Raw genomic sequence first — 12233 nt, 5'->3', positions numbered from 1 at the left:
AGCGAGCGGAGGCAAAGACTGCCGCTCGGCTCACCGCCGCGCTCCGGGGGAGCATCGCCGGCGCGGTCTCGTGTGCCATCAATGCGGACGGCGAGAGCGCGCGTGGCCGAGCCGAGTCGCGGAGGATGGGATGAACTTGCCGACATGGATGCGCGCCGTCCTGACGCGGCTGCAGCGTCAAAACGCGGCGCGCGAGGTGCCCTGGTCCGGCCTGGACGACAGGGATCCGGCGTCGTGCCAAGTCGGCGTGGCCGTACCGGGCCCGCTCCTCGACCGCATCCAGCATGTGATCGAAGGCGTTCGAGACGGCAATCTGCAGCAGGTCGATCTCGAAGCCGCCGTCTCCGATCTCACCGCCCTTTCCCCCGCTGCCGTTCCGGCCGCCAGCGCCGCGGTGGCGGAATTGATCCTGCTCTCACGCCACGTTTCGGGAGACCTGCCCGCGTGGCGACACCGTGAGGCCGATCTGGCCCACCTCTGCGCGACGGCCGGTCTCGATCGCCTCTTCGTCTTCCATCCGGACGGGTACGTGCGCGAGGCCGCCCTGCGGATGCCGGGCGGCCCGGCCCGGACCGCCTTCGAGATCGCGGCGATCGCCTACCGGCTCAACGACTGGGCGCTTCCGGTCCGTCTCTCGGCGCGGAGCGCCGCCCTGCGCCTCTTCCCGGCCGCTGCGGCAGAGGCGGCGGCCGAAGCCCTACTCTTCCTTCTCGACCGGATGCCGGAATGGCAGCGCTGGCGGGCGGAACAGGAGGATAACGGGCGGGTCCTCGATGATCTGATGATGCGAACCGATGTCTGCGCGCGGCTCGCCGAGCGGCTGTGCACCGCCCGAACCGGCCGAATGGGGAAGCGGCTTCAGCGCGCCGCCCGATGGTCCGGCCTCGATCCCTTCCTGCCCGATCTGGCGCGCCATGCCGTCCTGCCCTCCGTCCGGGCCTGTGCCCTGCGCTTCCTGATCGAGGAGCGGGCGACATGGCCGGAGGGGTACCGGCGGGAATGGATCGACAAGTCCTATGGCCTCACTCGTCGCGTTCGCGTAATCGGGGAGCGCCGGTTCGTTCGGACCTCGGAATTGGAGACGTTGATCGCACAGGGCGCCCAGGACCGTTCCGCCGTCGTGCGGCGCGTGGCGGCCGACGGGCTGGCGGTGCATCGCGCGGCCCTCGGCGACCGGATGCACGCCCTGGTCGAACGACTGGCCGACGACACGAGCCCGTCCGTGCGCTGGCGGGCCGCCTTCATCCTGAAGGAACGCGCCGCCCGGTCATCGGGCACCTCAGTCCCCCAACCCACCCGCCGATGACCGACGACGCCCCGTCCTTACGCCCCAGCATCCTCGATCCGCTCTTCGCCCCCGCCCGCGGCCTGCCCGGCGTCGGGCCGAAGATCGCGCCGCTGATCGAGAAGCTGCTGGGCTCCGAGGAGCGGCCGGCCCGCGTCGCCGACCTGCTGTTCCACCTCCCCCAGAGCGGCGTCGCCCGCCCCCTCTGCGGCTCGATCCGCGACGCGCCGACGGGCGAACCCGTGACCCTCGGCGTCACCGTGGTGGCCCACCGTCCGCCGGCTCTCGGCAAGCGGGCCTTCCGGGTGCTGGTCGAGGACGGGACCGGCGACATCAGCCTCGTGTTCTTCGGCATGCCGCGCGGGCGCATCGAGAAGATGCTGCCAGTGGGCAGCCACCGCTACGTCTCCGGCCGGATCGACCTGTGGGACGGCACCCGGCAGATGGTGCATCCCTCGCGCATCCTCGACCAGGAGGGGCTGGCGAGCCTGCCCGCGGTCGAGCCGATCTACGGCGCGACCGAGGGGCTGACCTCACGGGTCATCAGCAAGATCGTCCACGGCGCGCTCGACCGGCTTCCCGTCCTGCCCGAGTGGCAGGACGCGTCCTATCTCGCCCGCAACCGCTTCCCGCCGTTTGCCGAGGCCCTGCGCATCGAGCATCGGCCGGAAGAGGCGCCCCCTCCCCCGGTCGAGGGACAGGCGCCGCCCGCGAGCCCCGCGCGCAAGCGCCTCGCCTATGACGAGCTGCTGGCCTCGCAGCTCGCGCTCGCCCTGGTGCGGGCCCGGCAGCGACGCAAGGCCGGCCGGGTCAATGCCGGCGACGGGCACCTGAAGGCACAGGTCGAGGCGGCGCTGCCCTTCGCACTCACCGGGGCGCAGGCGCGGGCGGTGGAGGAGATCCGCGCCGACATGGCCTCTGAGCGGCGGATGCTGCGCCTGCTCCAGGGCGATGTCGGCTCCGGCAAGACCGCCGTGGCGTTGCTCGCCATGGCCTCCGCTGTCGAGGCCGGGCGGCAGGCCGCCCTGATGGCCCCGACCGAGATCCTGGCGCGCCAGCATTACGAGCGGCTGGTGCCGCTCGCCGGCGCCATGCGTCTTCGCCTGCTGACCGGCCGCGATCGGGCCGCCGAGCGCCGGGCGACGCTGGCGGATCTGGCGGCGGGCGAGATCGACATCGTGGTCGGCACCCACGCCCTGTTCCAGGAATCGGTCGCCTTCCGCGATCTCGGCCTCGCCGTGGTGGACGAGCAGCACCGCTTCGGCGTGCACCAGCGCCTCGCGCTTGGCGCCAAGGGCGAGGCGGTGGACATCCTGGTGATGACCGCGACCCCGATCCCCCGCACCCTGGCGCTGACCTTCTTCGGCGACATGGACGTCTCGGTGCTCGACGAGAAGCCGGCCGGGCGCCAGCCGATCAAGACCATCACCGTGCCGGTGGAGCGCATCGACGAGGTGGTGGGCGGCCTGCACCGGGCGCTGGCGGCGGGCGACCGGGTCTACTGGATCTGCCCGCTGGTCGCCGAATCCGAGTACGTCGATCTCGCCGCGGCGGGCGAGCGGTTCGAGGATCTGAAGAAGCATTTCGGCGACGCGGTCGGCCTGATCCACGGCAAGATGCCGGGGCCGGAGAAGGACGCGGCGATGGAGGCGTTCGCAACGGGGCGCACCCGCGTGCTCGTCTCGACCACGGTGGTGGAGGTCGGCGTCGATGTGCCGGAGGCCACCATCATGGTGATCGAGCATGCCGAGCGCTTCGGGCTGGCCCAGCTCCACCAGCTCCGCGGCCGGGTCGGGCGCGGTTCGAAGGCCTCCTCCTGCCTGCTGCTCTACCGCGGCCCGCTCGGGCAGGTGGCCAAGGCGCGGCTGGAGATGATGCGCTCGAGCGAGGACGGCTTTCGCATCGCCGAGGAAGACCTGCGGCTGCGCGGCGAGGGCGAGGTGCTCGGCACCCGCCAGTCCGGCGCGGCCGCCTTCCGCCTTGCCCGGCTCGAGACCGACGGCGACCTGTTGGAGGCCGCCCGCGACGACGCGCGGCTGATCGTGGAGCGCGACCCGCGCCTCCAGAGCGAGCGCGGCCGGGCACTGAGGGTGCTGCTCTACCTGTTCGAGCGGGAAGCCGCGATCCGGCTGATCGGTGCGGGCTGAACGAAAACGTTCAGGTTTCCGTTCAGAATCCCCGGAATCTGAACGGCACGTTCAGGAACCCGGCATCGGCACGAAAGGGTGAACAGCTGCGGCAACGCTGCGCGATGCGACAGCGTTCGTCATGGAAAATCAGCAACTTAGCGCGTGATTTTGAGCCCGCACCCGAGGGCTCGTCCGGGCACAAATATCGAAGACACCTTGTATCTGCCCAAATTGCCGCTTAACTGGAGATGAACAAACGGCCTCGTAGACCGGGGTGCCACTGGAAAAAAGGAGGATCGCGATGTCGATCGCACCGTTCCAACGCCTGCCGGGTTCCTCCGAGAATTGGGGAGCCGACGCGCTTTCCGTCGAACCCTGGCTCATGCCGATCTCGGATCGCGCGGCGCGCGACGAGACCACGACGGACGCTCTGGCGAAGGCCGTGCGGCAATCCTCGCGCCGGCTCTGGATCGCGGCCAACGCGCTCTGCGCGGGTCTCGCCCTGCTGCTGACCGCCCAGATCGCGACCGACTGGTCCTCCTCGCCGGTCGCCCGCCCCGTGACCGGGCATCAGGTCGCCGACGCGACCCCGCCGACGCTGCCGGTCGAGAAGGCTTCGCTGCAACACTGAGGCGCAGCCGCGTCGCGGATCACATCTTTAGAGATCAGGGCGTGCCGGTTCCCGGCGCGTCTTTTCCGTCTCAGAGGCCGCCTCGCTCTCCCCCACTTGTGCCTGGCGCAGGGACGCGGCCATGGCATGGAAGCCCGCCCGCGGATCCTCCGGCTGGATCACGCCGGCCGACATCACGAGCTTGGCCGCCTCGTCCACGCTGATATTGATCTCCACGATCTCGGCCCGCGGCAGGTAGAAGAAGAATCCGGTGGTCGGGTTCGGCGCGCAGGGTAGGAACACGCCGACATAATCGTGCCGGCCACCCTCCTTGGCCTGGAGCGCACCCTGCACCTCGTTCGCGGCGGGGGCCGAGAGGAACACTACCGACCATGTCCCCTTGACCGGAAACTCCACGAGTCCGACGGTGCGGAACGAGGTGCCGTTGGCCGAGAACAGCGTCTCGAAGATCTGGCGCAGGCCGCGATAAAGGCCTGAGATGACGGGCGTGCGGGCGAGCAGCACCTCGCCGAACTCCACCACCGAGCGCCCGACGAGGTTGGCGGTGAGGAAGCCGAGCATCGTCACCGCCACGAAGGCGATGAGCAGGCCGAGACCCGGAATCGAGAACGGCAGATAGTGGTCGGGCAGGTAGCTCGCCGGCACCAGCGGCTTCACCCAGCCGTCGATCAGGGCGATGAACCACCACGTGATGTAGATCGTGATCGCGAGCGGACCTGCGACGATCACGCCGGTGAGGAAGTAGGTCCGCAGCCGGCCGCGGGCGCTGACGCGCGTCTTGGACGAGGCGGGTTCCGGAGCGTCCGGAATCGGCGAGAGGGTCGGCGCCACGCATGCACCTCGGGGAGGCGGAACGAGCGGGCGGACGGCGTCATCCCGACCTCCGGCTCTCCGGGCAGAGACGTAGCGGCTGCGCACCGACGGCTCAAGAGCGGCAGGCGCCGGCGGGCCGATTGAGTGGTGCGCGAGGCAACTTGATCGAGGGCCGCGCCCTCTTACCTCGAAGGGGCCCGCTGTGGCCAAGGTATACGAGTTTCAGGGAGAGGACGCGATGCACGTCACCATCGAGCAGGCGGAAAAGGCGATTGAGGCCGCGCGCGCCAAGGCGGTCGAACTCGGCACGCAGATGTGCATCGCCGTGGTCGATTCCGGCGGCAACCTGAAGGCCTTCCACCGCATGGACGGCGCCTGGGTCGGTTCGATCGACATCGCCCAGAAGAAGGCCAAGACCGCCGTGTTCTTCGGTATGAAGACCGGGCAGATCGGCTCGCTGTCGCAGCCGGGCGGCTCGCTCTACGGCATCGAGCACTCGAACCAGGGCCTGATCACCTTCCCCGGCGGCATCCCGATCGTCGATGCGGACGGAGAGATGTCGGGCGCCATCGGCGTCAGCGGCTCGTCGGTGGAGAACGACGACGCGGTGGCGCTCGCCGGCGCCAGCGCGATCGGCGACACTGAGTTGCCCGACCACCCCTGGCGCACCTGAGTTTTTTGAGAGGCGCATCGATCCGGAGGCCGAGTCGATGCGCCAAACGACAGTCCTCGGCGGCTCACTCCACCGTGACGGATTTGGCCAGATTGCGCGGCTGGTCGACGTCTTTCCCCATGAAGACGGCGGTGTGGTAGGCGATGAGCTGGATCGGCACCGCGTAGACGATCGGCGCGATCACCGGGTCCACGTCCGGCATGGTCAGCGTCGCCAGCGTGTCGAGTCCGGCCGCGGCCGCGCCCTTGGCGTCTCCGACAAGGATGATTCGGCCGCCGCGGGCGGCGACCTCCTGCATGTTCGAGACGGTCTTCTCGAAGATCGCGTCGTGGGGGGCGATCACGATCACCGGCACGCTCTCGTCGATCAGGGCGATCGGCCCATGCTTGAGTTCGCCCGCCGCGTAGCCTTCGGCGTGGATGTAGCTGATTTCCTTCAGCTTCAAGGCACCTTCGAGCGCCATCGGGTAGCTCGTGCCGCGCCCCAGATAGAGCACGTCGCGGGCTTTCGCGATCTCGCGGGCGAGCCCCTCGACCTCGGCTTCCATCTTGACCGCCTCGGCCATCAGGCCGGGGGCGGTGATGAGCGCATCGACGATGGCACGCTCGCGCTCCGCATCCAGCACGCCGCGGGCGCGCCCGGCGGCCAGCGCGAGGCAGAGCAGCACCGTGAGCTGGCAGGAGAAGGCCTTCGTGGAGGCCACCCCGATCTCGGGCCCGGCGAAGGTCGGCATCACCGCCGAGGATTCCCGCGCGATGGTCGAGGTCGGCACGTTGACCACCGCCAGGGTGTGCTGGCCTTGGGCCTTGGCGTAGCGCAGCGAGGCGAGCGTGTCGGCGGTCTCGCCCGATTGCGAGATCACCAGCGTCAGCCCATCCCGCTCCAGCGGCGGCTCGCGGTAGCGGGTCTCGGAGGCGACGTCGATCTCGACCGGCAGGCGCGCCACGGTCTCGAACCAGTATTTGGCGACGAGACCGGCATAGTAGGCGGTGCCGCAGGCGGTGATCGAGAGGCGCGAGAGCCGGGCGAAGTCGAAGGGCAGCGCCTCGGGCACGACGACCCGGCCGCGGGCCATGTCAATGTAGTGGGCTAGCGTGCGGCCGACGACTTCCGGCTGCTCGTGGATCTCCTTGGCCATGAAGTGGCGGTGATTGCCCTTGTCGACGAGGTAGGCCTGCGTCGCGATGCGCTGGCGCGGCCGGCGCACCGGGGCTTCGGTGATGTCCCGAATCTCGGCGCCGTCGCGGGTCAGGATCGCCCAGTCGCCCTCTTCGAGATAGGTGATCTCGTCGGTGAACGGCGCGAGCGCGAGCGCGTCCGAGCCGAGATAGGTCTCACCCTGCCCGTAGCCAATGGCGAGCGGCGCGCCGTGGCGGGCGCCGATCAGGAAGTTTTCCTCGCCCGCGAACAGGAAGGCCAGGGCGAAGGCACCGTGCAGGCGCGGCAGCGCCGCCTCGACCGCGGCCACCGGCCCGAGCCCCTGTCCCATCAGGTGGCTCACGAGTTGGGCCACCACCTCGGTGTCGGTCTCGCTCTCGAAGCGCGCGCCCGCCGCCACGAGTTCGGCCTTCAACTCGCGAAAATTCTCGATGATCCCGTTATGGACCACGGCCAGCCGCTCGGTGGCGTGCGGGTGAGCATTGGTCTCGTTCGGGCGTCCGTGCGTCGCCCAGCGGGTATGGCCGATGCCGATGTCGCCCGGCAGCGGCGTCTCGGCGAGCTTGCGCTGCAGGTTCGAGAGCTTGCCCTCGGCACGCCGCCGGTCGAGCCGGCCATGATCCAGGGTGGCGATGCCGGCCGAATCGTAGCCGCGATATTCGAGCCGTCGCAACGCCTCGACCAGTGCGTCCGCGACTGACTCACGCCCGACGATGCCGACGATTCCGCACATGGCCGATCCTGAAGACGCTCGATCAGAAATGCGCCGTTCCATCCCGTATGGGAGGCTCGCCCGGATCCGGCTCCCGCGATGCAGGAGCCCGACCTGAAGCGCGGCGCGGATGAAGGGGCTTGTACGGATCGCGGCGCCAGAAGGCCAGCACCTGCCACAAGAGCCCTCTGACCCGCCCGCTCAGCCCTCCCTGGCTTCTCGGGCAGCCTTGGCGGCCTTCAGCGACTGACGCAGGGTCTTGGCCGCTCCCTCGCGGGTGACCTGCCGCCCCCGCGCCACGGCGAGCGCGTCCGCCGGCACGTCGCGGGTGATGACCGAGCCGGCCCCGACCAACGCGCCCGCGCCGACGCTCACCGGCGCCACCAGCGCCGAGTTCGAGCCGATGAAGGCGCCCGCGCCGATGGTTGTGCGGTGCTTCGACACGCCGTCGTAATTGCAGGTGATGGTGCCCGCGCCGATATTGGCGCCCGCTCCGACCTCGGCGTCGCCGAGATAGGTCAGGTGCGAGGCCTTGGCGCCCGCGTGCAGGGTCGCGTTCTTGATCTCGACGAAGTTGCCGAGATGCACGCCCGCCCCCAGCACCGCGCCGCCGCGCAGGCGCACATGCGGGCCGATATCGGCCCCCTCCATCAGCCGAGCGTCGTGCAGGTGCGAGAAGGCGCGGATGGTGCAGCCGTCGCCGACGACGACGCCGGGGCCGAACACACTGTGGGGCTCGACGACGACGTCGCGTCCGAGAATCGTGTCGACGCTCAGGAACACCGTCTCGGGGGCGATCAGCGTCGCCCCGCCGAGCTGGGCCGCCCGGCGTAGGCGCGCCTGGATCGTGGCCTCGGCCTGGCTGAGCTGCACCCGGTCGTTGACCCCCTGCGCCTCCGCCTCGTCCACCGGCACGACCGCGACGGAGAGCCCATCGGCGACGGCGAGCGCCACCGCATCGGTGAGGTAGTATTCGCGGTTGGCGTTGTCGTTGCCGATCCGCTCCAGCAGAGAGAGGGCGTGCGCGCCCGAGAGCGCCATCAGCCCGGCATTCGACAGACACACGCGGCGCTCGTCTTCCGACGCATCCTTCTCCTCGCGGATCGCCAGGACGCGGCCGCCTTCCGTCAGAACGCGCCCGTAGCCGGTGGGGTCGGCGGCCTCAAAAGCCAGCACCGCCACCGCCGCGCCCTCGCGCAGGGGGGCGCGCAGGCGGGCATAGGTCTCGGCCGTGATCAGCGGCGTGTCGCCGAAGGCCACGATCACGTCCTGCCCCCCCTCCAGGGCCGCACGGGCGGCGAGGACCGCATGCGCGGTGCCGAGCCGCTCGGCCTGGGGGTGAACGCCGGCGCCGGGCGCCAGCCGCTCGATCTCGCGAGCGACGTCCTCGCGGCCCGGCTCGACCACCACTGCGAGGCGGGAGGCCCCTGCCTCCTGCACGGCGGCGAGCACGTGGCCGAGCATCGAGCGGTTGGCCAGCGCATGAAGCACCTTGGGCCGGTCGGAACGCATACGCGTGCCCTTGCCGGCCGCCAGCACGATCGCGGTGAAGCCGCTCTCCGCCCCCTTGTTCGCGCCTGCCGTCATCGAGATCCGCTTCCTGTCGTCTGGGCGTGCTTCCGGACGCCCACCCTCGCCAACAATGGCGGGAGCGACGCGAGAGACACTGAATCGACGGACCGTTTAACCGATCGTATGGCGAGCGCGAAGGGCAGGCATCACGGCGCCGGCACGAGCGAGCGAACGGCTCGGATGGAACGGGTCGCGACGCGAAGGTGACGAGCTGAGGGTCCTCACCACGGCAGACAGCGAATCCGCAGAAGATCGTCCACGCTCAGCCGGACGCCAAACGCCAGAGCACGCCAAGCCGGCATCGTTGCGAGGCCGAGTCCCACGGCCAGGGCGAGCCAGGGCCAAACCCGCCGCAGGCGATCGCTTCCCGGCCGCGAATGGCCGGCGTCCCGCCGCAGGTCGCCTTCCCCCGCCCGCCTCATCGCCGGAGCGCCGCAGGAGCCGCTTCGGCAGGCCCGCGCCCACGCCGCAGCAGCCAGAGGCCGCCGAGCAGCATGGCGAGGCCCCAGGCGAGGAAGCCGAGATCCCAGGCGAGCCAGTACGCCCGGTCCACCCGCTCGTTGACGTGGTGCACACCGAGCCAGTGGTGGTCGATCAGCCCTTCGACGAGGTTGAACAGCCCCCAGCCGACGAGCAGGCTGCCGGTCAGCGCCCGGTTCGACCAGCGCAGGTGCCGCCCCCGCGCCCGGCGCCACAGGACGAACAGCCCAATCACGACGAAGACGTAGGTCGCGCTGTGGAAGATGCCGTCCCACAACGTGTTGCGTTCGAGGTTCTCGATCGAGGTGATCGGGTACCAGGAACTGAGCATGTGGTGCCATTGCAGCACCTGATGCAGCACGATCCCGTCGAAGAAGCCGCCGAGACCGAGCCCGAACAGCACGCCCGCCGCGACCGGGAAGTCGGCACCCTCGGTCGGCACGGGAACGCCCGGTTGATCGCGCGTCGCCATCGCCGTCCGTCTCACGGCGAGCGGTAGGCGGAACCGTCCTCGGCCCGCGCCGGCGTCTCGACGTAGCGGCCCTGGTCCGGCACCGCGACGCGCTCGAAATCTTGGGCCAGCGCGTCGAGGCCGCGGCGCAGCTCCGGTCCCTGGAGGGGACGTCCGTGGCCGGTGATCGCCCGCTCGGGCCGGAGCGCGGCGAGGCTGCGCACGGAGCCGCCCGCCGCCGGCCAATCGAGCGTCAGATACATCGGCGGGCCGTGGATCTCCGGCTCCTGTGTGACGACGGCATAGGCCGATTCCTGCGCGGTGGTGACGAAGGCATCGCCCGCGATCAGGCTGCGATCGGCCTCGCGCCAGAACGAGACGTGGCCCGGCGCATGGCCCGGCGTGTGCAGCCAGCGCCAGCCCGGCATCGGCGGCACGCTGCCGTCGGCGGGCAGGCGTTGCAGGCGCGCGGACACGTCCACCGGCTTGGTGGGATAGAGCGGCGCGATGCGCGCCATCAATCCGCCGCCGACACTCGGATCCGGCGTCGGGTAAGAGGCGCTGCCGTCGAGATAGGGGTGTTCGAGGCCGTGGGCGTAGACGGGAACGTCCCACTCCTCCGCCAGATCCTCCAGCACGCCGACATGGTCGAAATGGCCGTGGGTCAGGACGATGGCCGCCGGCCGGGCGCCCTCGCCGAAGCGGGCGGCGGCGGCGTTGCGGATCGCCGCCTTCGAGCCCGGAATGCCGGCATCGACGAGGACCCAGTTGCGGTCCCCCGCGCCGGAGGCGCCGACGAACACGACGTTGGCCAGGACAAGGCGGCGATAGGCAAGATCGGGCGCGATTTCGTGGGTGCCGTCGTCGCGCTCGGCATCGGCCCGCGGGTCGTCGGCGCGGGCTTGGCGGCTGATCGGGATCTGCTGCGCCACAGCCTTCTCCTGTGCGAGGTGGGACGAGAATTCGGCCGGCGCTCCGGCCGTGCAGGATCGGTCCTCACGGGAAGGCCGGCGCGAAAGCTTTGTTCCCGGATCGCGACAGGACAGAAACGATCGCCGCCGAGTGTTTGTCAGAAACTTCGCGAGAACGCTGAGGTTGAAAGGCTATAGACTGACCAAGAAACCGGGCATTCGCCCAAGAAAACCAGCATTTGCAAATTCAGGCTGAATCGCCCTGAATTGCCACGCAAATGCTGCTCCCGTGCCGCTTCCCGTGTCCCTGTCACGCGGTTGCCGAGCGGCGGCTCCATGATGGGCCACCCTCGATTCCGATCCTCGATTCCGGGCCCGATGCCGTGAGCGATCCGACCTACCCTCCCCTCGATGTGCTCAAGCCCGTGGCCTTCGGCCTCTGGATCGTGGATAGCGGCCCGATCCACGCCGCCGGGCTGCCGTTGCCGGTGCGCATGACCGTGGTGCGGCTCTCCGATGGCAGCCTCTGGCTGCACTCGCCGACCCGTTACGAGGCGGGCCTGCACCGCGAGATCGAGGCGCTCGGGCCGATCCGCCACCTCGTCGCGCCCAACGTCGCGCACTGGACCTATCTGAAGGAATGGCAGCGCCATTGCCCGCAGGCCCTGACCTGGGCCGCCCCGAACCTGCGCCAGCGCCGGCAGGTCCGTCAGGCCGGCCTGCGGCTGGACCGGGATCTCGGCGAGGCGGCGCCGCCCGAATGGTCCGCCGATCTGACGCAGACCGTGGTGCCCGGCGGGCTCGGGTTCCGGGAGGTGGCGTTCTTCCACGCCGCCTCGGCGACGCTGATTCTGACCGACCTCGTGCTGAACCTGGAACCGGGCAAGCTGCCGCTCCTGCTGCGCCCGCTTCTGCGAATCGCCGGAGCGACCGCGCCCGACGGGCGCGCGCCGATCTATCTTCGGCTGGTGATCCGCCTGCACAAGCGCGCGGCGGCCCGTGCCGCCGCGAAGCTCGTCGCCCTGTCGCCGGAGCGCGTGGTGTTCAGCCACGGCGCTTGGTTCGACCGGAACGGCACGAACGAGTTGCGCCGCTCCCTCCGTTGGCTGCTCGACTGAGTCCTCCTCGACGATCGCTCAGGCGTTGCTCCGCCCGCGATGATTGGGATCGATCCCGCCTTCGGGTGTAGTCTCGTTCTCGACATCGCCCTCGACGGTGGAGTCACCCCGGATCGCCTCCGGATCCGTCCCGGTCATGCCCTTCGACTGGCCGATGCCCGGATTGCCCTTCAGGTCGGCATCGCTCGGCGTGTCCGTCTTCAGATGTTTCGACATGGACCTGTCGTCTCCCGGTGTCTCGGTTGGAGTCCGGGCAACCGGAGTGCATGGCCGGTGTTCCGGGGGCATCCTGACCCACCC

Annotated in this window: 11 protein-coding genes; 5 read left to right on the top strand and 6 right to left on the bottom strand. The window is 70.1% G+C overall.

Features of this window, described 5'->3' with window-relative positions; genetic code table 11:
- Nucleotides 1–130: 130 nt before the first annotated feature.
- The 3 genes from LPC10_RS21210 to LPC10_RS21200 all read left to right on the top strand — a co-directional run bounded on the left by LPC10_RS21210 (nt 131) and on the right by LPC10_RS21200 (nt 4045).
- Complete coding sequence (locus tag LPC10_RS21210; RefSeq protein WP_231344232.1) at nt 131–1306, top strand: hypothetical protein; 1176 nt, start codon at nt 131–133, stop codon at nt 1304–1306.
- Nucleotides 1303–3432, top strand: coding sequence for an ATP-dependent DNA helicase RecG (gene recG, locus LPC10_RS21205; RefSeq protein ID WP_231344231.1), 2130 nt, complete (start codon nt 1303–1305; stop codon nt 3430–3432). The genes LPC10_RS21210 and recG overlap by 4 nt, the downstream gene beginning before the upstream one ends.
- Before the next feature lie 283 nt (nt 3433–3715).
- The gene (locus LPC10_RS21200; protein WP_231344230.1) at nt 3716–4045 is read left to right on the top strand and encodes a hypothetical protein; all 330 of its coding nucleotides are present in this window, start codon (nt 3716–3718) and stop codon (nt 4043–4045) included.
- A 27-nt stretch (nt 4046–4072) separates the two neighbouring features.
- On the opposite strand, the gene LPC10_RS21195 is transcribed toward LPC10_RS21200, so the two are convergent.
- Entirely contained in the window at nt 4073–4876 is an 804-nt protein-coding gene (locus tag LPC10_RS21195) for a DUF502 domain-containing protein (RefSeq protein WP_231344229.1), read from the bottom strand.
- 220 nt (nt 4877–5096) lie between these two features.
- Between LPC10_RS21195 and LPC10_RS21190 the strand changes: the two genes are divergently transcribed.
- Nucleotides 5097–5531: a heme-binding protein gene (locus LPC10_RS21190; RefSeq protein ID WP_133089118.1), complete on the top strand. Its 435-nt coding sequence runs from the start codon at nt 5097–5099 to the stop codon at nt 5529–5531.
- Nucleotides 5532–5595: 64 nt separating this feature from the next.
- Here LPC10_RS21190 and glmS read toward each other — a convergent pair whose 3' ends face one another.
- The 4 genes from glmS to LPC10_RS21170 all read right to left on the bottom strand — a co-directional run bounded on the left by glmS (nt 5596) and on the right by LPC10_RS21170 (nt 10836).
- Entirely contained in the window at nt 5596–7422 is a 1827-nt protein-coding gene (gene glmS, locus LPC10_RS21185) for a glutamine--fructose-6-phosphate transaminase (isomerizing) (protein ID WP_231344228.1), read from the bottom strand.
- Between the two features lie 180 nt (nt 7423–7602).
- Nucleotides 7603–8988: a bifunctional UDP-N-acetylglucosamine diphosphorylase/glucosamine-1-phosphate N-acetyltransferase GlmU gene (gene glmU, locus LPC10_RS21180; RefSeq protein WP_231344227.1), complete on the bottom strand. Its 1386-nt coding sequence runs from the start codon at nt 8986–8988 to the stop codon at nt 7603–7605.
- A gap of 403 nt (nt 8989–9391) precedes the next feature.
- On the bottom strand, nt 9392–9925 hold the full coding sequence (locus LPC10_RS21175; protein ID WP_231344226.1) for a DUF2243 domain-containing protein: 534 nt from the start codon (nt 9923–9925) through the stop codon (nt 9392–9394).
- Between the two features lie 11 nt (nt 9926–9936).
- Entirely contained in the window at nt 9937–10836 is a 900-nt protein-coding gene (locus LPC10_RS21170) for an MBL fold metallo-hydrolase (protein ID WP_231344224.1), read from the bottom strand.
- A gap of 362 nt (nt 10837–11198) precedes the next feature.
- Between LPC10_RS21170 and LPC10_RS21165 the strand changes: the two genes are divergently transcribed.
- Nucleotides 11199–11933, top strand: a complete 735-nt coding sequence (locus LPC10_RS21165; RefSeq protein ID WP_166060679.1) for a DUF4336 domain-containing protein — start codon at nt 11199–11201, stop codon at nt 11931–11933.
- Between the two features lie 18 nt (nt 11934–11951).
- Here LPC10_RS21165 and LPC10_RS21160 read toward each other — a convergent pair whose 3' ends face one another.
- Nucleotides 11952–12149, bottom strand: coding sequence for a hypothetical protein (locus LPC10_RS21160; protein WP_231344223.1), 198 nt, complete (start codon nt 12147–12149; stop codon nt 11952–11954).
- Nucleotides 12150–12233: the final 84 nt, after the last annotated feature.

The sequence above is a fragment of the Methylorubrum sp. B1-46 genome, assembly GCF_021117295.1.
GTDB lineage: Bacteria > Pseudomonadota > Alphaproteobacteria > Rhizobiales > Beijerinckiaceae > Methylobacterium.
This window is presented reverse-complemented; position numbering and strand designations above follow the sequence as displayed.